The following is a 23,117-nucleotide window of genomic DNA, read 5'->3' as shown; positions in this document are numbered from 1 at the left end:
TCGACGCGGCGAGCAGAAAAACTCCGTTGCTGATAGGATAGATAAGTAATGGTTCCTGCTGCTTACAGAATGTGAGCAGCCATTCTGTCTCTTTGCAGAGGTTCCGCCTTTGTTTGAAGGGACTGGTCCTTTTTCACATCAAAATCCAGTCTTCGCTCTCCATCAGGCGCGGTGAAGGAAGTTTAAGAAACGATGCTCACAGAACCTTATCGATGCGTGAAGTGGTCTGTCAAATGGTTTTTGTTTCTTTTTCTGTTTTTGGCGAGCCAGGCCATTTTTGCCGAGGGACCACAATCCACGCCGAGCATATTTGCCCCTGCTTCGACGCCTGCAAACTCGATTTATGAGTTGTCTCTGTTTGTCATTGCCATTACAGGCGGAATTTTTGTTACCGTAGGGTCCTTGATTGCCTGGGCGGCGTTTCGTTATCGCCAACACGGACAGGACGACACCAGTGAGCCGGCGCAGATTTATGGGTCCACGCAGGTTGAGCTGGCCTGGACGGTCATTCCCATCCTTATTGTTGTTGTGCTCTTCCTGACTACGGCGCGGGTCATCTTTGCGATCCAGGATGCGCCGAAGCCCAAGTCTGCGCTGGATGTGACGGTAGTCGGACACCAGTACTGGTGGGAGTTCAATTATCCCAAGCTGGGGATCCACGCTGTGAATGAGCTGCATGTGCCTCTGAGCGATGCGGACCACCCCACGCCGACCTATCTCACCCTGCTTTCTGCAGATGTGATGCACAGCTTCTGGGTGCCGCAGCTTTCCGGCAAGACCGACCTGGTCCCCAACAAGGTGAACCATCTGTGGATTGATCCGCATCACCCTGGGCTGTACGTGGGGCAGTGCGCGCAGTTTTGCGGTGTGGAGCATGCCAAGATGCTGCTTCGCGTCTATGTAGATACACCCGAGCAATTTGCCGCCTGGGTGAAGAACCAGCAGCAGCAGGCGGTGAATGATCCGAAGGTTGCCGAGGGCCGGCATGTGTTTGAGACGCAGGCGTGCATGAACTGCCACACCATTGCGGGCACGGCGGCCACGGGGCGCTTTGGTCCGGACCTGACGCACCTGATGAGCCGCGATACCCTCGCCTCCGGGGCGACGAGCAATACGCCGGACCATCTGCGGGAGTGGATCCGGAACCCGGACACCTTCAAGCCGGGATCGCTGATGCCGGCCATGCAGTTGAGCGACCAGCAGCTGGACCAGGTGACCGCTTATCTTTCCACATTGCGGTAGGACAGAGAAGAGATTATGGCAGATTCAACATTTCCAGTTCCAGGCGCAATCGGGGCCGCAGCGCCCAGGCGGCAGTGGTCGCAGACCGCGTTTCTTGCGTGGCTGCATGACTGGGTGGTCACCGTAGACCACAAGAAGCTAGGCATTCTCTACATGCTGTACGCCATCTTCTTCCTGCTGGTGGGCGGGGTGGAGGCGATGCTGATCCGCATCCAGCTTATCCGGCCGGAGATGCATTTTCTCTCGCCGGAGGTCTTCAACCGGGTCTTTACGATGCATGGCACCACGATGGTCTTTCTCGTGGGCATGACTTATATTTTCGGGTTTGCCAACTATCTGATTCCGCTCATGGTGGGCGCGCGGGACATGGCATTCCCGAGGCTGAATGCTTTGAGCTTCTGGCTGACCTTCTTCGGCGGTCTGCTGCTCTACTACAGCTTCATCGGCGGATACGGCCTCTATGGAGCAGGCAGCGCGCCGGACACCATGTGGTGGGCCTATTCTCCTCTGACCGAGCGCGCCTTTTCTCCTGGGCATGCTCCTGATTACTGGGCGCTCTCGCTGATTATCACCGGCTTCGGCACCATCGGGGCTTCGATCAATGTGATTGCCACGGCGCTCTGCATGCGCTGCAAGGGGATGACGCTGATGCGGCTGCCCTTGTTTGTCTGGCTGAACATGGTGACCTCGTTCCTGGCGCTGATTACGGTCACGCCGCTGACGGCGGCACAGGTGATGCTGCTGATCGACCGCTATCTTGGCGGGCACTTCTTTGACACGCAGGCCGGGGGTTCGGCGCTGATCTGGGCCCACTTCTTCTGGATCTTCGGGCACCCGGAAGTTTATGTGCTGGTGCTGCCGAGCTTTGCCATTGCCAATGAGGTCATCCCCGTATTTTCCCGCAAGGCGATCTTTGGCTACCCGGCAATGGTGGCGGCCTCGGTAGGAATTGCGTTTGTGAGTCTGGGTGTCTGGGCGCACCACATGTTTTCCATCGGAATGACCTCTGTTGGGAACGCCTTCTTTGTGCTTTCCACGCAGTTGGTGGGTATTCCGACCGGCATCAAGATTTTTAACTGGGTGGCGACGATGTGGGGCGGAAAAATCCGTTTCAGTACCCCCATGCTTTTCTGCACTGCATTTCTCTTCCAGTTCCTGATTGCCGGGCTGACCGGCATCATCCTTTCCGTCGCCCCGTGGAACTGGCAGTTGCACAACTCCTACTTTGTCATTGCGCATTTCCACTATGTACTGGTGGGGGCCATTGTCTTCGCTATTTTTGCTGGCATCTATTACTGGTATCCCAAGGCCACAGGGCGGATGCTGAGCGAAAAACTGGGCAAGTGGCACTTCTGGCTCTTTGTCATCGGCTTCCATGTCACGTTTGACACGATGCACATTCCTGGCATTCTGGGCATGCCCCGGTCCATTTTCACCTATGAAGCCGACCGTGGATGGGGGACCTGGAACTTTATCGTTTCCATCGGCGGGTTTATTCAGGCCATTGCCGTCCTGGTCTTTGCCTACAACCTGATTTACTCCTACTTCAAGGGAAAATCTGCGGGCAACGATCCCTGGGATGCCTGGACGCTGGAATGGGCAACGCCCTCTCCGCCGCCGGCCTACAACTTTGCTGAAGATCCGGTGGTGACCAGCCGCCGTCCATTGTGGGACATCAAGCATCCGGAAGACCCGGACTGGAGATATGAGTGATGAGTTCCGTAGCGGTCGCACAGGCGCAGGCCGAAGCATGGGTGCAGCCCTCCAAGGGCCGCGTCGCCATGTTCTGCCTCATCCTTGCTGAGTCGGCCATCTTCACCATCTTCGTCGTCGCATACATTTATAACCTCGGCAAAAGTCTGTACGGGCCGACTCCGCAGGTCCTGGAGGTCCCGATATGGAACAGCATCTTTCTTTTGTCGAGCAGTCTGACCATCTGGCTGGCGGAGCGGGCGGTGGAGCATGGAAAAATCAAGGTCTTTGGCCTGTGGTGGGCGTTGACCTTTGCTCTGGGCACGATCTTTCTGGTCGGGACCGGGGTGGAATGGCACAAGCTGATAACAGTGGACGGGTTGACGATCAGCACCAATCTGTTTGGGACCACGTTCTACTCCTTGGTTGGATTGCACGCCTCGCACGTGATTCTGGGACTGATTGCGCTGCTGGTGGTGCTTCTGTTCACTGTAACGGGACATGTGCGTGAGGAGCACGCGGAGCGCATCCAGGTCCTTGCTCTTTACTGGCACTTTGTGGATGCGGTGTGGATTGTTGTCTTCACCGTGGTTTACGTCATCGGCCGCTGAACAGGCGGTCAAGGATTGTCTGGGGCAGAGGCCCCTTGCACGACTGCGCTGATACACCAGGCTGAATCCCCGGTGTTTTGGCCAGCCTTGAAAAAGCATCTATGGAACCGCAAGAACAACACGGTCATTCCGGCAACACGATCCATCTGCCTGCGCCAACCGCGTGGCCGATCGTGCTTGCCTTTGGGGCCACTCTGATCTTTGCCGGGCTGGTGACCCATGCAGCCGTCAGCGTCCTTGGCGCAGTGCTGCTGGTGACTGCCTGCGTAGGGTGGTTTCGCCAGGTACTGCCGCACGAGGCACATGAAGATGTGCCTGTGGTCGAGCACGAGGTCACAATCGAGTCAGAGCGCACGCATGTGACGCGCATTGAAATCAAGGAAGAGCACCGCGCACACCTTCCTCTGGAGACATACCCGGTGCTTTCCGGATTGAAGGGCGGCATTGCCGGCGGACTGGCGATGATTGTGCCAGCCCTGCTCTATGGGATCATCGGGTTTCACAGCATCTGGTATCCGGTGAACCTGCTGGGCGGGGCCGGCGTTGCCCACTGGACCCATCCGACGACGGCCGAGATTGCTGCCTTTCACCCGCAGGCGCTGGTCATCGCCATCGTGATCCATGCTACGGCCAGCATCCTGGTTGGACTGCTTTACGGGGCCATGCTGCCGATGCTGCCGCGCCATCCCATCATTCTGGGCGGCATCATTGCTCCGCTGCTGTGGACCGGCCTCCTTCATGCCTCGCTGGGGATTATCAATCCGGCCTTTGATGAACGCATCCAGTGGGGATGGTTTCTGATCTCGCAGTTTACCTATGGTCTGGTGGCCGGATGGGTCGTTGCGCACCAGAGCCGGATCCATACCAGCCAGTCCATGCCTTTTGTTCTGCGCATGGGAATTGAGGCGTCCGGATTGCATCCGCACGTGGAAGAAGGAGAAGACCGCCGCCCATGAATGCACGACAATTTTTCAGCGGGGCCATTCTGCTGGGGGGCCTGTTTCTGGCTGCTGGATGCGGCCGTTTTGTGGCCGGACCTCATACTGGTGCGGAAAACCTCCGCCCGGATGAGGTCACCGACTTCAACCGCCTCTACGCGCAGAACTGTTCCGGGTGCCACGGCGCGGACGGTCAGCACGGGCCGGCCCTTGCTCTGGCCAATCCCGAATACCAGGCCATTGTGGACGAAAGCACACTGCGCAACGTCATCGCGAATGGTGAGGCAGGAACACTCATGCCGGCCTTTGCGCAGAGCGCAGGTGGCATGTTGACGGATGCGCAGATAGACGCGCTGGTCAAGGGCATGCGGGCGCGCTGGTTCAAAGCCGGGTATCTGCAGGGAGCAGAGGTGCCTCCATATCAGGCGAACAAGCAGGGAGATGCGGCCCGTGGACAGCAGGTTTTTGCTTCTGCCTGTGCGCGCTGCCATTCGACCGGAGCACAGCCGCTTGCGGCTTCCGGGGCGAACAAGGGCGGCTCGATCACGGACGGGTCTTTTCTGGCCTTAATCAGTGACCAGGCGCTACGCGCCATCATCATTGCTGGACGTCCTGACCTGGGGCATCCGGACTGGCGCAATGCGCAGCCCGGACACGCCTTGAGCGATCAGGAAGTGACCGACCTGGTGGCATGGATGGCCAGCCAGCGCCAGCAGACACCGGGACAGCCTTATCCACCGCAGGCAGAGGATGGAACAGGGAAGAAGTTATGAGTGAAGAAAAGAAAGTCACACGGCGGACGCTTCTGATGAAGATCGGCATTGCGATGAACGCGATCGTGGGAATCGCCATTGCCACTCCGGTCATTGGATACCTGTTGTCGCCGGTGAAGCGCAAGGGCGCTTACAACCAGTGGATTTCTCTCGGAAGCCTGAACCAGTTTCCTGAAGGACAGACGCGGCTGGCCGAGTTTGTCAATCCGTTCCGGCGTCCGCAGGACGGCGAAACGGCAAAGACGCCCTGCTGGGTGCGCCGCCTGAGTGGAAATAAGTTCCAGGTCTTTGCCATCAACTGCGCGCATCTGGGGTGCCCGGTGCGCTGGTTTCCCCAGTCCGAGCTGTTTATGTGCCCGTGCCACGGTGGTGTTTATTACGCCAATGGCGACCGGGCGTCGGGACCTCCGGAGCGCGGGCTGTTCCAGTACGATTACAAGATTGTGGGCGGCGAGCTGCACATCAATGCCGGACAGATGCCAACCCTGGCCAATGAGGCCATGAACCAGAAGGAGAAGCTGGTATGTCTCGGCTGAAGCAGGTCTACAACTGGTTTGAGAGCCGCCTTCAGCTGGAAGGGCCGGTCAAAGAGGCCGCGCTGCATCCGGTTCCGCGCAACACGGCGAGCTGGTGGTATGTGTTTGGCAGCGCCGCGATGACGCTGCTCTTTCTGCAGATTGCCACCGGAATCCTGCTGGCGATCATCTACGTGCCTTCCGGCAGCGAAGCCTGGCAGACCCTGAATGAGCTGAACAACCAGCTTCATCTTGGCTGGTTTCTACGCGCCATGCACGGATGGGGATCCAATTTCATGGTCGCCGTCGTGCTCATCCATATGGCGCAGGTCTTCCTGTTTGGCGCATATAAATACCCGCGAGAGCTGACGTGGGTGCTGGGCGTCTTCCTGCTTCTGATGACGCTGGGCATGGCCTTTACCGGGCAGGTGCTGCGCTTTGACCAGGACGCCTACTGGGGACTGGGGATTGGCGCCTCCATTATGAGCCGGGTGCCGGTCATTGGCGGGTCGCTGGTGCACCTTCTGCTGGGCGGTCCCATCATTGCCGGTGCGACCCTTTCGCGCTTCTTTGCGCTGCATGTCTTCGTCATTCCGGGCGCCATGCTGCTCTTTACCGGGCTGCATGTGTGGATGGTGCTGAAGCTGGGCATCAATGAATGGCCCATGCCAGGACGCATCGTGCGCCGCGAGACCTACCTGCAGGAATACAACGAGTTGACGCACAAGGATGGCGTCCCGTTTGTTCCCGATGCGCTGTGGAAAGACCTGTTCTTCTCTGCTGCCATTCTGGCTGCGGTCGCGCTATGCGCCCTTGTGTTTGGCCCCTATGGACCGGGTGGGCAGCCGGACCCGACCATTATTCAGACATCGCCCAAGCCGGACTTTTTCTTCCTGTGGCTCTTCGCGGTGCTTTCTTACCTGCCGCCGGAGATGGAGACCCCGTTTGTGCTGATCGCCCCGGCCATCGGCATTCTAGTCCTGCTGGCGCTGCCCTTTGTTGCGGGAGTTGGCGAGAAGAGCTGGCACCGGCGTCCGGTTGCCGTGCTGGTGCTGGTGACGGTTGCGGTCTCGTGGGGCATCTTTACTCACCTGGGGGTGCATACTCCATGGAGCCCCATCATGAACGCCTGGAGCGGTGATCCGGTCCCAGAGAAGCTGGTCCACAGTGAGACTCCGCTGGAACGACAGGGGGCCGTGGTTTTCCAGGCCAAACAGTGCCGTAACTGCCACTCGATTGGCGGAGAGGGTGGACAGCGTGGTCCGGCCCTCGACGATGTGGCCACGCGGTTGACCGAAGACCAGTTGATCCGCCAGGTGCTGCAAGGGGGCGGCAATATGCCCGCCTATGGCAAGAACCTGAGTCCACCGGAAGTCACGGCGCTGGTGCAGTTTCTGGAAACGCTAAAGCCAGCCGGCCGTCCTGCGGCGGTGAACGCAGCCCAGCAGGCGCAGGCGCAGCTGGGCCGATAGGCCGCTAACCAACCGCTGCTCTTCTGTCCCTTCGCTTGCTGGGGCGGAAGAGCAGAAAAAGCCCTTCGCATGTCGCCAGAGTTCCAATCCGCCCTGCTGAACTGGAACATCCCTCCGGTGACCACCCTTCTTCTATTACTGACTGCGATCGTTTATCTCCGTGGCTGGCTGCTTATTGGACAGACCCGGCCCGGGCAGTTTCCTGTATGGCGGCTGGGCTGCTTTTTGCTGGGGCTGTTTATGCTGTTCCTGGCAGTGGCTTCGCCTCTTGATACCCTGGACGGACAATTACTCTCCGCCCACATGGGGCAGCATTTTCTGTTCATGACCGCAGCGCCGCCGCTGCTTCTGCTGGGGCTGCCACAGGTCCCGCTGCTACGCGGACTGCCTCGGTCTGTCATCCGCCGTGTCCTGGGACCGCTTTTCCGGACCGCATGGTGGAAAAAACTGGGGCACCTCCTAACCAGCCTGAAACCAGCATGGCTGCTGATGAACTTGTCCTACATCGGATGGCACATTCCGGCTGCCTATGAGCTGGCCCTGCGGTCAGAGAGTTGGCACAACCTGGAGCATGCCTGTTTCTTCTTCACCAGCATTCTCTTCTGGTGGCCCATCATTCGACCGTGGCCCGACGCTCGGCAGAAACTAAGCTGGATGCTTCTGCCCTATCTGCTGACCTCTGACCTGATCAACACCATTATCTCTGCTTCACTCTGCTTTTCCGGGCGCGTGGTCTATCCCACATATGCGGTCACAACGCCGCTTTTGGGTGTGGATCCGCTTACGGACCAGGCGGCCGCCGGAGCATTTATGTGGGTCACCAACTCCACGGTCTTCCTCTTCCCTGCTTTCTGGATTACGATGCAGTTGCTGGCCCCGAACCGGGGACGAAGAAAAGCGGTCCTCACCGCATCCCCGAAGGCGGGGCATTCGCGGAGTCTCTGACAGGGTGCCTGTGGGCGCGGTCTCTGTGGGTGCAGCCTGCTTTATCCGGGATGGGGAAAGCGTTCGGCAATCTGCTGTGCGCGGTAATCGAAAATTTCTTTCAGATCGCGTGAGACCCGGAAATGATAGGCAAGCCGGCCCAGCACTCCAAAGGGCAGCGCAAACTCCACACAGTCTTTGACCAGCACACCTTCAGAATTAGGAATGAAGCAGTGGGTATGTCTCCATAGGCGATAGGGGCCTTCGAGCTGCACATCCACAAATTCCAGAGGAGATTGCCACCGCTCGATGCGCGTCAGCCAGCGGAAGCGGATGCCATGGACCCGTAGAGAATAGGCAATCAGCGCCCCTTCCTTCATTTCGATGGGCAAGGGGGTGAGGATATGAAAGTCGAGCCAGGGCGGTGTGATAGCGGCAAGGTTCTCGGCATTGGAGAAAAAGCCGAAGACCTCCGATAGCGTACCGAAGACTTGTTGTTCCCGTTCGATCTGATACGTTGTCATGAAAGATTGAGATGGGGCAGTCCGGACGCCGGAAATGCAAGCGGCGCCCGGTGCTCTGGTCTACTTGATTTTTCCATTCAGGCCATTGGGGAAAAATGCACCGCCGCCGCTGCCTCCACCATAGACGATGCTGAGCACCTGCGTGGTGGTGCGCGCATAGGTCATGCCCATGGAGTTGTTGTCCACAATGGTGGCCGCGCCGCTGGTCACACCCACTCCGATGTCATCGTTCCCGGTGCCGTCCAGCTTGGCCCGGGTGGCCGCGATGGCCTGAGAGGCGGCCTGTGCTGTGGCCCCGGCCTGGAAGATGCGGGTGCGGATGCCGGCCGCGTGATACGCCTCCACGTTGTGGATGCCTACGGCCTTGTCCAGGAAGGTCTTGCTGGAAAGAAGGCCAGCGGCCCCCTGATATGCGGTCACTCCTACGTCTTCAAAGATGAAGGCCCCCAGCAGGAAGTTCACGTCGCTGGCAAAAGGGTCGAAGGAGGAGCCGAGCCCCGCGGCCTGCGCCAGAGCATTGAAGCTGTTGAGCAGATCAATGTTGGGCATAGCAACCGCGGAAGTACTCAACTGCTGCTGCAGGAACTTCACATGGTTTTGCTCGTCCATGGCCACCTCTGCTGCGAACTGCTTCAGAAGAGGGTCAGAAAAGGGGACCATCGGGTTGGCCTTGACTTTGACCGTTCCCCCTGCGCTGCCATCGCCGCCTTTGATGGAAATTCCAGCGGCGACATCGATGGTTTGGCCGGTGGTTGCCAGTGTATAGAACTGGGCCTCAAGAAACTCAAGGTTGAGGGCGAAGTTCAGGATGTCTGAATCAGAGACGCTCGAAGACTGCGCCAGAGCATTTCTGCCCAGCATCAGCCCCGCCAGCGCAGCCCCACCCATCAGGATGGCGGAGCGGCGCGAAGATCCATTGCCATTTTCTACGGTGTTGCAATCTTTTTCGATTGTGCTCATCGCCTGTCTCCTTTAGGAAGCTGTCGCTGTGATGGTGCCGTTCAGGCCGTTGGGGAAGAAGCCGCCGCTTTTGACGACCCCGGGACTGGGCGCCAGGTAGACAATGTGCAGTACCTGGTCGGTCGTGCGGTCATAGGAAATCGAGTTGGAGTCGGCGTTGACGATGGTGCTGGCGGAAAGGGTCGTTTCCGCACCACCACCTGCTTTGGCACGCAACGCGGAGATCTGGTTGGCATAGGTCAGGTATGCACCGCCCAACTGGGTAATCAGCGTGCGGATTTCTCCGGCGTGATAGGCCTCTGTGGCGAGGATGCCGGCCGCGGCAGCCAGGTTGGTGGAGCTGGAGAGTAAAGTGGCCGCGCCGTGATATGCAGTGACGCCCACGTCTTCAAAAACAAATGCACCGACGATGAAACTGTCTTCATCGGCAAAGGGGTTGAAGGAAGAGCCGATACCGGCGGCCTGTGCCGCAGCGTTGAAGCTGTTCATCAGGTCAATCGCAGGACGGGGTACGGCCGAAGACCCCAGCGCCTGGCGCAGGAAGCGCACATGTGCAAGTTCATCGTTCGCAATTTCCTGTGCATATTGCTGGATCGCCGGTGTCTTGAAGGGCACCTGCGAACCGCCGGTCACGGAACCAGCTCCCGATCCGGCATCGGTAGAAGAAAGCCCCGCTCCGGTGACAGCGCGCAGATAGAACTCAGCTTCCAGATATTCCAGGTTGAGCGCGAAATTCAGAATGTCTGTGTCGGTGATGGTCGGAGTAGGGGTTGGAGTGGGGGTTGGGTTGGAGGAACTGCTGCTTCCGCCACAGCCGCTTGCCAGGGTCAGGGCAGCTACGCCGGCCCCAGCACCAGCGCCTGCCAGAAACCTGCGGCGTGACACGCCCCGTTTCAGTAGATCATCTACAGATTTCACGATTGCGCCACCTCATGTTTGTGGGATTTGGTGATCTGCGGCGCGCTTGATTTGTCGCAAATCACGTGTGGAGTACGCCCGCCGATGCACAAGTGGATTGAAAAAAAGAAATTTTTTTTTGCCGATATTTTGCGTGCTGGGCTGCAATCCATGCCGGGCCATTCTGCGTATTGGTAGTGAAGTGCAATTCACTCACAGAGGAGATCGCAAGTGAAGAAATGGAAATTTGGAGCATACGGGCTGGCTGTAGTACTGGCTGCGTCTACACTTTTTGCGCAGAAAGATCCTATGGTTGGCGGCGCCCCGATGTATCCCACCAAGAACATCATTCAGAACGCCGTCAATTCCAAGGACCACACCACTCTGGTGGCGGCAGTGAAGGCGGCAGGCCTGGTGGACACGCTGGAAGGACCAGGGCCTTTTACCGTGTTTGCGCCAACCAATGAGGCGTTCGCAAAACTGCCCGCGGGTACAGTGGACAATCTGCTGAAACCTGAGAACAAGGACCAGCTGACGAAGGTGCTGACGTATCACGTAGTGCCCGGCAAGATCAATTCCGCAGAGCTGAAAAAGATGATCAAGGCCGGCCACGGTACCGCAGAGCTGAAAACTGTCAATGGCGAGACCCTTAAGGCCATGATGCAGGGCGGACACATTGTTTTACAGGACGAGAAGGGCGGAACGGCCACGGTCACCATCCCCGACGTCTATCAGTCGAATGGTGTGATTCACGTTGTGGATGCTGTGCTGCTTCCAAACTAAGGGCGGACAGGATGGCTGGAATGTGAGAGGACCCTCTTTCCAGCCATTCAAAAATTGTCGGAAAGTTTTTCTATGACATAAAGGTCGAATTTGCTTGATAAAGTCTTATGCTTACGCGCCTCCATGCCGGCATATGTTCCCCGCTGCATCTCATCATGTATCCTGAACGTACGCTCAAGGAGATGAGGCTTCGCTTGCCCACGAAAGCGCAGAATTCCTGGCCCCATGCAGATGATGCAAGTCTGATGGCCCGGATTGCATCCGGAGATGAGGCCGCGCTGAGCGAAGCATATGACCGATACAGCCGTCCGGTCTTTTCCCTGCTGCTGCGCATTTTGCAGGACAAGACTGTAGCCGAAGAGGTCCTGCAAGACGTCTTCTTCTTTTTGTGGCAGAATGCATCGCGGTTTTCCCCCGAACGCGGCGCATTGCAGTCGTGGCTTCTGGTGATGGCGCGGAACCGGGCCATCTCCTATCTGAGGCGGCGGCCCCGCTATGAAACGCTCGACGAGCTGACTGAGCCGTGGGCCGCTTCCGGCCAGAGACTGCAGGACACCGCAGCCGAGCAGGGAGAGATTGTGGCCCGTGTGCGCAGCGCACTGGCGCAGCTACCGGACGAGCAGAACAAATTGTTTGAACTGGCATATTTTTCTGGACTGTCACACTCGGAAATTGCAGCCCAGACGGGACAACCTTTAGGAACGGTGAAGACACGCCTGCGCACGGCGCTGACCAGCGTGCGGCGGGCCTTTGAATGATGAACGGGCATCCACAATTCGACGAGGACTTTGACCTCTACGCGCTCGGCGTCCTGGACGAGGGCGAGCGCGCGGAGATGTCGGCCCATCTTCAGAACTGTGCCGCGTGCCGGGAAAAGCTCGCGCAGGCGCAGCAGCGTGTCTCTCTGGTGGCCCTTACGCTGCCGGAACAGGAGCCCCCGGCCCATGTAAAGCGCCAGCTCATGGAACGGGTCCATGGCACGAAATCGCGGACTGCTGTTGTTGAGAAGCAGGGGCCGTCCCCGCGGGTTTACTGGTGGAGCAGGCCCGCCTTTGGCTGGGCCTTCGCCGCAGTCTTTGCATTGCTCGCCGTCTTCTTTGCCTGGGACGCGCACCAGCTCCGGACCACGATGCAGCAGGACCGCGCCCGCGCCGAGGCGCAGCAGGCGCAGGTGGAGCGCGCCCGTGCCGTGCTGGATTTGCTCAACGCCCGAGAGACGCAGAAAGTCACGCTGACCGCGCTGGCGGAAAAACCGCAGCCAGCCGGACGGGTCTTCTACCATCCGCAGCACGGCCTCATCTTTTATGCGCAGAACATGCCTGCACTTCCGCCAGACCGCGTCTATGAGCTGTGGCTGGTGCCGCCTCAGGGAGACCCCATCGCTGCCGGCACCTTCTCTCCCGATAGCAGAGGAAACGGTACCGTGATTCTGCCCCCATTGCCGAAAGACGTTCCTGCCAAGGCCTTTGCGGTAACGATTGAGCCTCAGGGCGGTGTGCCCAAGGCCACCGGGCCCAAAGTGCTCATCGGCGCGGCGTAAAGACTGACAAAGACGCGCAGCCGCCCCAAAGGTGCAGGCTTTCAGCCTGCCAAGGCCTTTCGGGCGCAGACCCACTGTTCAAAGGCAGTAAACATGCCCTTTGCGCCGCGCACGACCGAGGGAGTGTCTTCCTCCGGGAGGGCCTCAAGCCTCTTCAGAAAATTGCGCCAGTGCATCCCTGTATCGGTGCCAAAGCCGCGAAAGTAGCGACAGGCCCCGCGCAATTCTTCCTGGAATCTCGACTCAAGATGCCGGGCGATGTGCTGCCCGCCGAGCCGGGAGCCTTCCATGACGTACATGCCGCCCAGCAGCTCCGGGACCGCCGTAAAGCGCGGCATCACGGGACGCAGGTCTGCATCCGGCGAGATGCCGAGGGTCCGTAGGTCCTGTTCGAGCAGAGGGGCGCGCGCATGGGCCTTAGCCAGCTGCTTCCATTCTCCGGGAAGGGCGGAGCAGGCCAGATCTTCCCACGAAGAGACAAACGCATAGAGCCGCGAGAGCAGCTCCCGATATGCGGAAAGTGTCAGAGATGGGGACAGGATGGGAAAGCTTCTTTCCACGCGCTCATGGTCTTCCCGCACGGCCTCTCTGAGTTTCTGGATCTCCACTCTCTCTCCTTACGCTGCGCAGGGAATTCTCATCACGGCCCGAGTGCCGTGTCCGGGCTGGGAGAGGATCTTCAGCTCTCCATGGTGCCGGTCCACGATGCCTTTGGAAACATATAACCCCAGCCCGTTGCCCAGATTTCCTTTGGTGGTCTGGAAGGGACGGAAGAGGTCTTCCATGCGAGCGTTCTCAATTCCGTGGCCGTCGTCATGAACATGAAACTCCACGTAGCTGGAGCCAGCTGGCTGCTCGACGGCCAGATGAATGTTTCCTCCGGGCCGCGTAGCGTCGATGGCGTTGCTGATGAGGTTGACTAAGACCTGGCGGATCTCACCCGGGACAGCATGGATCCGGGGCGTCCCGCGGAAGTGCTTGTGTACGGCCAGCCCTTTGTTGCGCAGTTTTCCGGTAAACAGCTTCAGGGCTTCTTCCATCAGCGTCACGGCTGAAACCTCAACGGGCGCGCTTTCTTCCCTGGACCAGACCAGCGTCTGCTTGGTAATCGCGGAGATGCGCAGCAACTCATGCTGCGCATCGGCCAGATAGGCCTTGGCCTCCTCGGGCGAGGTCTTGTCTGAGTTGACAAGATAAAGAATGTTGGTAAGGGCTTCCAGCGGGTTGTTGATTTCATGCGCGATGACCGAACTCATGCGCCCGATGAGCGCCAGGCGTTCGGCCGTCTTCAGTTCCGCATCGCGGCTTTTCTGCTCCTGGATATCAATGCAGGTGCCCAACCATTCCTGGTGATGTCCATTGACGGCGAGGGGAAGCGCGCGCACAATGTGCCAGTGATAATGGAGGGCCGGGGCCAGCCGAAAGCGGCATTCCATTTCAAAGGGCCGCGACTGCTGCCGGGCCCCTTCCCACACCTGGAGGCAGTGGTCATAATCCGAGGGGTGGATGTGCCTTTCTTCCAGCCAGAACGCGGCTTCTCCCATGCATTGTTTCCACAGCAGGTTGGTATAGGTAAGCCGGCCCTCCTGGTCGCTGGTCCAGACCATGGCGGGCAGACTGTTGGTGAGCTTTTCAAACCGCTCTTCGACTTTGCGCAGGTCATGCTCGGCCTTTTCCCGCGAGCAGAAGGTGGCATACTCTGCCAGGGCGCGCTGGATGGCCGGGGCCAGCCGGTCCAGCTTCTGCTTGAGTACGTAGTCGGTAGCGCCGCGGTGCAGGGTGTCCACGGCAACATCTTCGCCCAGCACCCCGGAGACAAAAATGAAGGGCAGGTGCTCGTCGCGTGCGCGCACCATGGCCAGCGCAGAAAGACCATCGAAGTCGGGCAGGGCGTAATCGGCCAGGACCAGGTCGAAGTTGTTCGCCTGAAAATGCTGCTCGAACTCCGCACGGCTGCTGGCGATCACAGCATCAAAATGGTGCCCCGACCTGCGCAGTCTTTCGAGCACAAGCTCGACGTCCAGCGGGTTGTCCTCAATGTAAAGCAGGTGGTAAGGATTCCCTTCTTGCCCCATCATTTTTTCTTCCTCGCGACTCCCGGCGGGGGTTCATTCAGAACGGCCCAGAAGATCCCCAGGTCCTGAATGGCTTTAAAGAACTCATGGAACGCCACAGGTTTTACAACATAGGCGTTGCTGCCCAGAGCGTATCCTGCTGCCACATCTCTTTCTTCGCGGGAAGAGGTCAGGATCACGACCGGCAGGTTCTTGGTTTCAGGATTTTCCCGGATGATGCGGAGCAGCTCCAGACCGTCAATTTTTGGCAGCTTCAGGTCGAGAAGCACAACGATCGGCAAATCCGGAGGGCGGTCCTGGTAGGCCCCCTTGCGAAAGAGATAATCTCTGGCCTCGGCCCCATCGCGGGTCACAACCACTTCATTGGCGAGGCCGGTCTGGGACAGGGCCGCCAAAGTCAATTCAATATCATTCAGGCTGTCCTCCACCAGGAGGATCGGTTTCAACAGGCTCATATACTTTCGTGCTTGGTACTTTTATTTTTTGTTGTTGCTCCGTTCCCGGTCACTTCAGCCGAGGCCGGAAGTGAGAAAGAGAAGCTGGCCCCTTGCTGAGGACGTCCCTCTGCCCAGGTCCGGCCTCCCATGCGGGTGATGATGCGGCGCACATTGGCAAGGCCGATTCCAATGCCCTCAAATTCTTCCTGGCGGTGCAGGCGTTGAAAAACACCAAAGAGTTTGTGCGCATATTCGTTTTCAAAGCCAATGCCGTTGTCATGGACAGAAAAAACCAGCTCTTCGTTTTTGCGTTCAAAGCCAACGCGAATGATGGCGGGATCTTTCTTACGGGAGTATTTCACAGCATTGGACAAGAGGTTCCACCAGACCTGGCGCATCAGGTTCAGGTCTGTTTGTACAACCGGCATCGCAGCGGCCTCAAAGAGGACCTTTTGTTCGAGCACCTCCTGCTTGAGGATGTCCCGCCAGACGTCTTCGACCAGCAGGCGCATGTCCACAGGCTTCATCTCAAGCGGAGAGCGGGAAAGCCGGGAGAAGTTCAACAGGCTGTCCACCAGCATCCCGGCGTACTGTGCCGATTCGGCAATCGTAGCGAGGTGTCTGCGGCCGCGCTCGCTCAAGCGCTCGTTTTCATTGGCCAAGAGCAGCTCGGCAAAGCCGGAGATGTGCCGGAAGGGTGCGCGCAGATCGTGCGAAACGGAATAGGAGAATGCTTCGAGCTCCTTGTTTGCCACCTCCAGCTCAAAGGCCATGTCTGCCAGCTCTTCTGCCTTCTTCAGGACGATTTCCAGCACGGCATTGCGGAAGTCCCGTGCAGATTCTACTTCGACCGCCTTCCACGGCTCGGATTTTCCGCGGACCGTCTCCTTCCAGGAAGCAAAGGATTGTCGGGGGTGGATCTGAAGCACGCCGTCCACCACTTCCGGCGCCTTGTCTGGTTCTCCGGCCCAGTGGACTGTTTGCACCATTTCCGGACGGAACCAGAGCACATGCATCCGGTGGATTTTGGAAAGCGAGAGGGCCAATACGCCGCTGGCATGGGTGCGCAGCCCTTCACTCACCGGAAAAAGCGAGCCCAGCTCATGCGTAACAAAGATGCTGTTTTGCAGCCGGTCAGTGAGCCAGTTGGAAAGGGCCAGGACGTCCTTCTGGGGCGGGGTTTGTCGCAGACAGACGCACCGTTCCCCCACAATGATGGCTGCACCCCTGGCCCCGGTGAGCGCGCACAGCTCATCGGCGTGGTTGGCCAGCCCGTCAATGTAGTTTTCTCCCGCGGCCATGTAGGTCAGCAGCCGGCGATGAACATTCTGCAATTGGATGGCGTGCTCCATCTCCCGGGCCTTGTGGAAGGCGGCCAGTTGCGTCGCCAGGATCCGGCCCAGAATGTCACAGGCGGAGCGCACCAGATAAGGCACCATTTTGGCTTCGCGATGATGGGCCGAGATCAGCCCCCACAGGCGTCCGTCCATCACGATCGAGACTGACATGGAAGAGTGGGTGCGCATGTTCCGCATGTATTCCCGGTGGATGGGAGAAACGCTGCGCAGCATGGAAAACGAAAGGTCCAGTCTGGACGGGTCGAAGGATGGGTCCGCGGAGACCAACGGCGAGGGCCGGTACTCAACATCGGGGATAATACGCACCCGGTTCAGGACATATAGTTCCCGTGCCTGGCGGGGTATGTCACTGGCCGGGAAGCGGAGACCGAGATAGGAAGGAAGCCGGTCGTTCCTTTCTTCCGCCAGAACATTTCCATGCCCGTTTTCGTCAAAGCAATAAAACAGGACCCGATCAAAGCCCGTCAGTTGCCGGACCTGGCGGGTAATGGTCTGCCATAGCTCCTCTTCTTCCCGGCACCGCTCCAGTCCGGTCACAAAGTCCGCAATGATGGTGTTCAAGTCGCGGCCATCGGCGGCAGGGGTAACCTTTTCAAATTCCAGAATGCGAAGACCGCCGGTCCAGTGGCTGACTCCATGGAACTGCTGCGAGGAAAGTTCTACGGTCCCGCAGAAGCGGGGCGACTCGATCCGAGCGTCCGAAACAGTCTCGGCCTCGGCAAAGGACGCAGCGATTTCAGAGGGAAGAAACTCGTGCAACTCTCTGCCCAGCACACGGTCCAGGGGGATGCCCAGATACTCCGGCACATTTTCGCTGGCCAGCAGGACCCTGGGGCGATCACTGCGGTGGTCCAACCCCAGCAAAAAGCCATGGGCCTGAATACTGCCGGGAATGCGGATGGGTTCGCGGTCACAATTGGTCAGGTTGACAGCGGCCTGCTCATCACCGTTGCCCTGAAAGCTGTAGGAAAAACTCTTCGTTTCACTCATTCGCGGCACAGGTCTGGAGGTCGCAACCGGATATAGCTTAGGGAAGGACAGACTCGACTTTACCCTTGGATGAGCCAGCCGCTTCTCAAGTTGTTTTACACGGACATGTTACACGGATGCAAATCGCCCGGGCATGAGGGCCGCGGCGAAAAACACAAACAGGAGCAGAGTGCTCCTCCCGCGAAGGGGAGGGCGCTCGGCTCCTGTGGCGGTCAGGGTTTCTCGGAATCAGAAGTTCCAGGAGATGGTCCCGCGAAGGGTGCGGGGTTCACCCGGCTTCACGTAAAGATCATTGTATGATCCGCTGAAGTAACGCTTGTCGGTCAGGTTGTTCGCATTTACTTGCCATTGCATCGGACCATGATGATAGCTGAGGGATGCATTGAGCAGCCCATATCCGGGAAGCTGGAAGCTGTTCTCCAGGTCGCCGGCCTGGTCAGTGTAGTGCTGGCCGCCTACGCCAAAGAGCAGACCGTGCAAGAATCCGCGCGGAATTTCATACGTTGTCCAGACATTGAAGATGTTTCTGGGTGCATTGAGGGTCGGGGTGCCCGCTGGGATGGTTGTATCATGCAGGACCTCGGCATTTGTGTAGGAGTAAGCTGTGGTGAGGTTCCAGCCTGTGAGTGGGTGGAGTGTGGCCTCAAATTCCACGCCCCGGCTGCGCTGCTCACCGGTGACAAGATAAAAGTTCGGATGCGACGGGTCCGTGGTAGAGACATTGTTTCGGTTGAGCTGGAAGACCGCGATTGTAGCCAGGGCCTTCCCGTCCCAGAAAGAAGATTTCAGGCCTCCCTCCCACTGTTGGCCACGCTCTGGTGGCAGATAGGCGCCGCTTGTCGTCCCGTTGTATACCTGTCCGGATTGCGGCAGAAAAGACTTGCTGAAGCTGGCATAAAGGGCCGTTGAGGGTACGGCCTGCCAGGTGATCCCCAGCCGCGGAGTGAGCCCGGTGCTGTTCTGGTTCGGAGAGCCTTTACTCTCGTTTTTCGCAAAATCCAGACGGCCCCCTCCAGTGATGGTCACGCGCCCGGGAAGGGCGATATGGTCCTGCACATAGGTGCCGGCATACTGGGTCACCGTATTCGATGTGGTGTAAAGAGACAGCGGACGCACCGGATTGGCCCCATAGACGGGGGCGAAGAGGTCGAGCGGCTCGTACTGAGACAGATCAGAGAAGTCAATCGATTCGCCCATGGCGGTCGCGGGACTGCGGAAGAAGTCAAAGCCAACCAGGGCGCTGTGTTCCATGCCCCAGAAGCTGGCATGTCCATCCAGATGCGTGTCCACCTCATCATCGCGCCAGAGGCCGTACCAGTTGAGCGGATAGCGATAGAGGGTGCGCTGGTCAGCTCCCAGATAACCCGGGTAGTAGATGCGGTTCCAATTCTGCTGGTACCAGTCAAAGCGTGCATTTTGGTGCAGCGAAAGATGCTCGTGAAACTGATGGCTGAACTGGTAGCCAATCTGCTGGTTGGCCTGGGCCAGTTGGTTGGCATGGGCCTCCAGTTCTCCGATGTAGCGGCTGATGGGAATCGGTCCGTTGGGATTGGGCAGCACCGTTCCATCGGCGGGCAAGGGCATGGGCTGCCGGCCATTGTCCCGCTCCACGCGGCCCAGAAGAGTAAAGTAGGTGGCCGCGGAAGGATGCCAGGTGAGAGACGGGGCCACATAATAGCGATGGCGATAGGTGTAGTCCACAAATGTGTCGGCAGAATGATAGAGCGCAACCATGCGGCCGTACAAGGTGCGGGAAGTGTTCAGCGGCATTCCGGCGTCGATAGCAGGGTCCACAAAGTTGAAGGACCCGCCGGTGACCTGGACATGAGCAAAGCTTTCCGGTACCGGCTTGCGAGTGACCAGATTCACCAGTCCACCCAGCACACTTTGTCCATAGAGCGCGGAGGAAGGCCCTTTCAGCACTTCGATGGATTCCAGCCCCCAGGTCTCCTCCATCATTCCATTGCCGCCACGAAGGCCATCCACATAGGTGTTAAAGGAGGCGTCGAAGCCCCGGATCCGGTAATAGTCCCATCCATCGTAATAACCTCCCGGCATCACTCCAGCGACATTTCGAAGCGCGTCATCGAGCTTGACCACATCCTGCGAGTTCATCAGGTCGCGGTTGATGACCGTAATGGCCTGGGGAATTTCATTGAGCGGCAGCTCAGTCTTCGTGCCGCTGCTGGTCGCTGTTGTCGCGTATTCATTGCCGGCCGTTACGATGACAGAGCTTTTCATCTGGCCAAGCTGCAGTACCGGATTCATTTCTGTGCCCGCAGACGTGTCCGCGATGGTTACCGTCTGATGCAGTACCTCGAAGTTGGGCGCTTCAGCAGAAAACTGATAGCGGCCCGCGGGCGCCAGCACCGAGTAGGCCCCGGTAGCGTCGGCCGCAGCCGTGATGTGAAGACTGCCGCAGTCAAGAACAATCTGGGCATGGGGCACCCCCGCACCTGATGGGTCCGTCACCATCCCGTAAAGTCTTCGGGAAGGTCCCCCGGCCTCAGCGGTGCACGGAGCTGAAGCTCCGTCCACAGAAGTGTCAGGCATGGGCCCCTGTGCCTGGGCACACTGCGCCGCGGCCAGCAAAAAGCAGGAAAGCAGACAAAGCAGAAATCCTACCGGCAGCCAAAGGGCAAATCGTATGGAGGCAAGCTGAAAAGAGCGAAAATTCATGAGTCAGGCACCTTTCCTTTCCGAAGGCGCCCGGCTGGTCTAAAGTAAAGACAGTCGTCAGCCTTCGGGTTGTCGATCTCCGGCCTCCGCGGTGCTTCGCCAAAAGACTGCCGCGGGGGCCTTCATTCTTTCCGCTTCACGCGGACCTTAGGCATCCCTAAGAGATGGATGGGATGAGGTTTAAATTAAGACTAAATCAGTCGTATTTAGATTAATACAGAATCCTTCCTCCTGGCTAGACGGGTCCAGACGATTTTTCTGGAGGGAGCCGAGGGCCTTGAGGGCGGCTACACCAGCCGACTCTCTGCGATCTCTTCCAGCAGTCGGAGCGGGGAGATCTCCGGCCGGACCAGGGCCTCCGGCTTTACCAGAAAGGTCTGCTCCAGAGCGTATTGGCCGGCCAGCACGGCATGGGGGACGGTATCGGTGTAGACCATCCAGCTTGAACCAGGGGGGAAATGGAAGGAGTATTTCGGGCATTCGGCCTGAAAGCGCGAGTTTTCTTTGAGGAAATTGTGGAAGCGCATCATGAAGTCGTCATAAGGGGAGCGTTTGAGCGATGGGATGGCGGCGCCCAGTCCGATTGCTCGACCCAGGACCTTCGCCGAACGGCCCAAAGGCCCATCTTTTCGCGGGGCAATCTGTTGGGGGACGAACTGTCTGACGATGGCGGCAAAGGGATCGCTCACGACCCAGTCACGCGTACGCGAAGGATGGATGTTGTTAAAGAAGCGCAGAATGCGTGCTCCATAGGTCGGCCGGGTGGGAAATGCATCGGTGTGCAGCAGATCATTCCGGCGGCGCAGAGGCAGGTCCCGGCCTTCTTCTTCCTGCGGACGGAAGCTGGCGTAATCCAGTTGCCAGCGGGACTGGTAAGGAGAGAGGAACTGTGTCAGAAAGCCGGTGACGCGCTGCGAGTATTGCCGCATGACCTCCTGCAGGCGTTTCACGGCCTGCGCGTCGGCGGTACTGGTGTCGACACCGCTTAGCTTGTCCAGATTTGGTTTGTAGGCAATATTTTTATGCAGCGAGCTGTCGGTCTGCTGCTGGCCGAGCAAGAAGTCGATTTCATCGTGAGGTAACGGGACGGGCGTGCTGGGAAAATAGAGGATGTCTCCGGCTTCGAGCTGTGCGCACCACTGGCGCGCCTGTTCGGGGGTGTGTGTGGAGAGGGCATCAAGGGAAATGGGAACGACTGCCATAGAATCAGCTCCTGCTCAATTTTCGCCGCAGCCACGAACCCAGAAGCACCACCAGACTGATTCCCAGGACGGTGATTCCAGCGGGCAGCGCAAAGAATTTGTAGCTGTTTGCAAAGTCTACCCGGTGTCCGGCCAGGTTATAAAAAAGGATGCCGAAAATCGCCAGACAGCAAGTAGCAAAGAAGGCCGCCACACCCAGGGAGATGGAGAGTAAGAGGCTGGCCACCAGGCCGAAATTCCTGCTGTTGTTCATCCCACATTAGAATAAATGTAAATCTATGGCTGAAACCGCTCAGATTGAGTTGCTGCCGGCACATCAGGTAGCGCAGACCGCGCAGGTCTTTCAGGCGCCCAATGGTCTTTGCTACACGCAGTTTGGAGAAACCCACCTGACCGCGCAGGAGCTGGAGCACATGGTGCAGGCCGTGCCTGCCTCGATGGCCTCGGCCCTGCAGCAGCGGGCTTGGTATTTTGTTCCTCTCGCCATCAGTGAGGAAAATACTGCACTGGTCGCGCCCGCGTATTCGGTGGAGCTGAGTGACCGCGCCATTTGTCATCGCAATGTCCGCTTTGGCAGCTCGGAATGTATTTTCATTTCCACGCGGCTGATGCAGGACCGCTTTGCCCTGGCTTTTGAGTTTTTTATCAACGTGGCCCGTCATTTTGTAGAGGAGGCCGGGGTACCGGAAGGTTTTTGCAGCCTGGCCTGGGCGCAGGTGCAAAGCGATGTCCGCGGGGAGACCAGCCAGGATGCCTGGGAGCACCGCCGCCGCGCCCTCACTCCCGGCCCTGTAGATGAGAAGGCAAGGAGCTATTTTCTTGAGGTGGCCTTTGCAGATGTCATCGCCATTTACATGCTTTCCCTCACCATGGACTTTGATTACATGGACCTGCGGGAGCGCGAGTATCCTCTGCTGGCTGCGCCTGCCCTGGCCGAACGTCTGAGGTACGTGGCCGGGCTGTTTCCACCCAATCCTGGATATGAGTTTGAGATACGCTACCGGCGGCGCAACTAGGACCCCTGTATGGAAGCCTGCGTCCGGCTGCTGGCCGATACCAGAATCGAACGGTAAGCGAGGGGAGCGCCGGTGCCACCCAGAACCACTTCGCCGTCCAGCACAATCCAGGCATGAGAAGTAAACCCTTCGCGAGGCGAGCGGGCGACGCCGATGTGCAGGTCACAGGAGTGTCCTCTATGGCCTAGCAGGACCTGCAAGGTGAGTGCACGGGCAAGGCATCTGGCCCCGGGCACGGCACGGCTGCACCGGGCCACCATCGCGGCAAGTTTCCTGCCCTCTGTCCTGCGTTCTTCTGGTGAGGAGACGCGGTCCGGACGAAGGCTGCGCTTGGCCCAAGCCAGAAGGGCCTGCGAAGGCAACACCAGCAGAGCGCCTCGCACGCCCCAAAGCAGCAGCCAGCAATGCAAAAGCTGCAATTTTCTTTCCCCCGGTAGGGAGAGAAATTTCCGCAATAGCGTCCACATGCGTTGCAGGGGAATCATAGGG

Annotated in this window: 23 protein-coding genes; 12 read left to right on the top strand and 11 right to left on the bottom strand. The window is 58.7% G+C overall.

Going from position 1 to position 23,117, the window contains the following annotated elements:
- The first annotated feature begins 216 nt into the window (after positions 1–216).
- From coxB to N655_RS0106005, 8 genes are all read left to right on the top strand, one after another.
- On the top strand, positions 217–1,242 hold the full coding sequence (gene coxB / locus N655_RS0106040) for a cytochrome c oxidase subunit II (protein WP_238324532.1): 1,026 nt from the start codon (positions 217–219) through the stop codon (positions 1,240–1,242).
- Between the two features lie 15 nt (positions 1,243–1,257).
- Positions 1,258–2,955, top strand: a complete 1,698-nt coding sequence (ctaD, locus tag N655_RS0106035; protein WP_026442258.1) for a cytochrome c oxidase subunit I — start codon at positions 1,258–1,260, stop codon at positions 2,953–2,955.
- On the top strand, positions 2,955–3,545 hold the full coding sequence (locus N655_RS0106030) for a cytochrome c oxidase subunit 3 (protein WP_026442257.1): 591 nt from the start codon (positions 2,955–2,957) through the stop codon (positions 3,543–3,545). Before ctaD ends, N655_RS0106030 begins: the two co-directional genes overlap by 1 nt.
- Before the next feature lie 101 nt (positions 3,546–3,646).
- Positions 3,647–4,501, top strand: coding sequence for a hypothetical protein (locus N655_RS0106025; protein ID WP_026442256.1), 855 nt, complete (start codon positions 3,647–3,649; stop codon positions 4,499–4,501).
- Entirely contained in the window at positions 4,498–5,256 is a 759-nt protein-coding gene (locus tag N655_RS17615; protein WP_049961287.1) for a c-type cytochrome, read from the top strand. The genes N655_RS0106025 and N655_RS17615 overlap by 4 nt, the downstream gene beginning before the upstream one ends.
- On the top strand, positions 5,253–5,792 hold the full coding sequence (locus tag N655_RS17610) for a QcrA and Rieske domain-containing protein (protein ID WP_044934082.1): 540 nt from the start codon (positions 5,253–5,255) through the stop codon (positions 5,790–5,792). The genes N655_RS17615 and N655_RS17610 overlap by 4 nt, the downstream gene beginning before the upstream one ends.
- Positions 5,780–7,243, top strand: a complete 1,464-nt coding sequence (locus tag N655_RS0106010) for a cytochrome b N-terminal domain-containing protein (RefSeq protein WP_026442255.1) — start codon at positions 5,780–5,782, stop codon at positions 7,241–7,243. The genes N655_RS17610 and N655_RS0106010 overlap by 13 nt, the downstream gene beginning before the upstream one ends.
- A 69-nt stretch (positions 7,244–7,312) precedes the next feature.
- On the top strand, positions 7,313–8,188 hold the full coding sequence (locus N655_RS0106005; protein WP_026442254.1) for a cytochrome c oxidase assembly protein: 876 nt from the start codon (positions 7,313–7,315) through the stop codon (positions 8,186–8,188).
- Between the two features lie 41 nt (positions 8,189–8,229).
- On the opposite strand, the gene N655_RS0106000 is transcribed toward N655_RS0106005, so the two are convergent.
- The 3 genes from N655_RS0106000 to N655_RS0105990 are packed head-to-tail and all read right to left on the bottom strand — an operon-like array spanning position 8,230 to position 10,569.
- Positions 8,230–8,691: an SRPBCC family protein gene (locus N655_RS0106000; protein ID WP_026442253.1), complete on the bottom strand. Its 462-nt coding sequence runs from the start codon at positions 8,689–8,691 to the stop codon at positions 8,230–8,232.
- Positions 8,692–8,751: 60 nt separating this feature from the next.
- On the bottom strand, positions 8,752–9,651 hold the full coding sequence (locus N655_RS0105995) for a ferritin-like domain-containing protein (protein WP_026442252.1): 900 nt from the start codon (positions 9,649–9,651) through the stop codon (positions 8,752–8,754).
- Positions 9,652–9,663: 12 nt separating this feature from the next.
- A complete protein-coding gene (locus N655_RS0105990) occupies positions 9,664–10,569 on the bottom strand; it encodes a ferritin-like domain-containing protein (protein ID WP_202900322.1) in 906 nt (301 codons plus the stop codon).
- A 210-nt stretch (positions 10,570–10,779) separates the two neighbouring features.
- Between N655_RS0105990 and N655_RS0105980 the strand changes: the two genes are divergently transcribed.
- From N655_RS0105980 to N655_RS19735, 3 genes are all read left to right on the top strand, one after another.
- A complete protein-coding gene (locus N655_RS0105980; protein WP_026442250.1) occupies positions 10,780–11,331 on the top strand; it encodes a fasciclin domain-containing protein in 552 nt (183 codons plus the stop codon).
- 155 nt (positions 11,332–11,486) lie between these two features.
- Positions 11,487–12,089, top strand: a complete 603-nt coding sequence (locus N655_RS0105975) for a sigma-70 family RNA polymerase sigma factor (RefSeq protein WP_238324529.1) — start codon at positions 11,487–11,489, stop codon at positions 12,087–12,089.
- Positions 12,086–12,871, top strand: a complete 786-nt coding sequence (locus N655_RS19735) for an anti-sigma factor (protein ID WP_026442248.1) — start codon at positions 12,086–12,088, stop codon at positions 12,869–12,871. The genes N655_RS0105975 and N655_RS19735 overlap by 4 nt, the downstream gene beginning before the upstream one ends.
- A gap of 41 nt (positions 12,872–12,912) precedes the next feature.
- On the opposite strand, the gene N655_RS19730 is transcribed toward N655_RS19735, so the two are convergent.
- The 7 genes from N655_RS19730 to N655_RS17585 all read right to left on the bottom strand — a co-directional run bounded on the left by N655_RS19730 (position 12,913) and on the right by N655_RS17585 (position 21,838).
- Positions 12,913–13,479 (bottom strand): biliverdin-producing heme oxygenase, encoded by a 567-nt coding sequence (locus tag N655_RS19730; protein WP_049961285.1) that lies wholly within the window; start codon positions 13,477–13,479, stop codon positions 12,913–12,915.
- A gap of 9 nt (positions 13,480–13,488) precedes the next feature.
- Entirely contained in the window at positions 13,489–14,949 is a 1,461-nt protein-coding gene (locus N655_RS17595) for an ATP-binding protein (RefSeq protein WP_081823600.1), read from the bottom strand.
- Positions 14,946–15,401 (bottom strand): response regulator, encoded by a 456-nt coding sequence (locus tag N655_RS0105955; RefSeq protein ID WP_202900321.1) that lies wholly within the window; start codon positions 15,399–15,401, stop codon positions 14,946–14,948. Before N655_RS0105955 ends, N655_RS17595 begins: the two co-directional genes overlap by 4 nt.
- Positions 15,398–17,731: an ATP-binding protein gene (locus tag N655_RS17590; RefSeq protein WP_044934079.1), complete on the bottom strand. Its 2,334-nt coding sequence runs from the start codon at positions 17,729–17,731 to the stop codon at positions 15,398–15,400. Before N655_RS17590 ends, N655_RS0105955 begins: the two co-directional genes overlap by 4 nt.
- Before the next feature lie 228 nt (positions 17,732–17,959).
- Positions 17,960–20,410 carry a TonB-dependent siderophore receptor gene (locus N655_RS0105945; protein ID WP_026442245.1) on the bottom strand — a complete coding sequence of 817 codons (2,451 nt, stop codon included), beginning with the start codon at positions 20,408–20,410 and terminating at the stop codon, positions 17,960–17,962.
- A gap of 287 nt (positions 20,411–20,697) precedes the next feature.
- Positions 20,698–21,612 (bottom strand): Kdo hydroxylase family protein, encoded by a 915-nt coding sequence (locus tag N655_RS0105940; RefSeq protein ID WP_026442244.1) that lies wholly within the window; start codon positions 21,610–21,612, stop codon positions 20,698–20,700.
- A 4-nt stretch (positions 21,613–21,616) separates the two neighbouring features.
- Positions 21,617–21,838: a hypothetical protein gene (locus N655_RS17585; protein ID WP_162173507.1), complete on the bottom strand. Its 222-nt coding sequence runs from the start codon at positions 21,836–21,838 to the stop codon at positions 21,617–21,619.
- A 52-nt stretch (positions 21,839–21,890) separates the two neighbouring features.
- Between N655_RS17585 and N655_RS0105930 the strand changes: the two genes are divergently transcribed.
- Entirely contained in the window at positions 21,891–22,628 is a 738-nt protein-coding gene (locus N655_RS0105930; protein ID WP_026442243.1) for a hypothetical protein, read from the top strand.
- On the opposite strand, the gene N655_RS17580 is transcribed toward N655_RS0105930, so the two are convergent.
- The gene (locus N655_RS17580; protein WP_049961283.1) at positions 22,625–23,113 is read right to left on the bottom strand and encodes a lasso peptide biosynthesis B2 protein; all 489 of its coding nucleotides are present in this window, start codon (positions 23,111–23,113) and stop codon (positions 22,625–22,627) included. The genes N655_RS0105930 and N655_RS17580 overlap by 4 nt on opposite strands.
- Between the last annotated feature and the right edge of the window lie 4 nt (positions 23,114–23,117).

It is taken from the genome of Pseudacidobacterium ailaaui (genome assembly GCF_000688455.1).
Taxonomy (GTDB): Bacteria; Acidobacteriota; Terriglobia; order Terriglobales; family Acidobacteriaceae; genus Pseudacidobacterium; species Pseudacidobacterium ailaaui.
This window is presented reverse-complemented; position numbering and strand designations above follow the sequence as displayed.

Coding starts and splice junctions, on each gene's coding strand:
- ctaD (WP_026442258.1), top strand. CDS start 1,258: ATGGCAGATTCAACATTTCCAGTTCCAGGCGCAATCGGGGCCGCAGCG.
- N655_RS0106030 (WP_026442257.1), top strand. CDS start 2,955: ATGAGTTCCGTAGCGGTCGCACAGGCGCAGGCCGAAGCATGGGTGCAG.
- N655_RS0106025 (WP_026442256.1), top strand. CDS start 3,647: ATGGAACCGCAAGAACAACACGGTCATTCCGGCAACACGATCCATCTG.
- N655_RS17615 (WP_049961287.1), top strand. CDS start 4,498: ATGAATGCACGACAATTTTTCAGCGGGGCCATTCTGCTGGGGGGCCTG.
- N655_RS17610 (WP_044934082.1), top strand. CDS start 5,253: ATGAGTGAAGAAAAGAAAGTCACACGGCGGACGCTTCTGATGAAGATC.
- N655_RS0106010 (WP_026442255.1), top strand. CDS start 5,780: ATGTCTCGGCTGAAGCAGGTCTACAACTGGTTTGAGAGCCGCCTTCAG.
- N655_RS0106005 (WP_026442254.1), top strand. CDS start 7,313: ATGTCGCCAGAGTTCCAATCCGCCCTGCTGAACTGGAACATCCCTCCG.
- N655_RS0106000 (WP_026442253.1), bottom strand. CDS start 8,691: ATGACAACGTATCAGATCGAACGGGAACAACAAGTCTTCGGTACGCTA.
- N655_RS0105995 (WP_026442252.1), bottom strand. CDS start 9,651: ATGAGCACAATCGAAAAAGATTGCAACACCGTAGAAAATGGCAATGGA.
- N655_RS0105975 (WP_238324529.1), top strand. CDS start 11,487: ATGTATCCTGAACGTACGCTCAAGGAGATGAGGCTTCGCTTGCCCACG.
- N655_RS19735 (WP_026442248.1), top strand. CDS start 12,086: ATGATGAACGGGCATCCACAATTCGACGAGGACTTTGACCTCTACGCG.
- N655_RS17595 (WP_081823600.1), bottom strand. CDS start 14,949: ATGATGGGGCAAGAAGGGAATCCTTACCACCTGCTTTACATTGAGGAC.
- N655_RS0105955 (WP_202900321.1), bottom strand. CDS start 15,401: ATGAGCCTGTTGAAACCGATCCTCCTGGTGGAGGACAGCCTGAATGAT.
- N655_RS17590 (WP_044934079.1), bottom strand. CDS start 17,731: ATGAGTGAAACGAAGAGTTTTTCCTACAGCTTTCAGGGCAACGGTGAT.
- N655_RS0105945 (WP_026442245.1), bottom strand. CDS start 20,410: ATGAATTTTCGCTCTTTTCAGCTTGCCTCCATACGATTTGCCCTTTGG.
- N655_RS0105940 (WP_026442244.1), bottom strand. CDS start 21,612: ATGGCAGTCGTTCCCATTTCCCTTGATGCCCTCTCCACACACACCCCC.
- N655_RS0105930 (WP_026442243.1), top strand. CDS start 21,891: ATGGCTGAAACCGCTCAGATTGAGTTGCTGCCGGCACATCAGGTAGCG.
- N655_RS17580 (WP_049961283.1), bottom strand. CDS start 23,113: ATGATTCCCCTGCAACGCATGTGGACGCTATTGCGGAAATTTCTCTCC.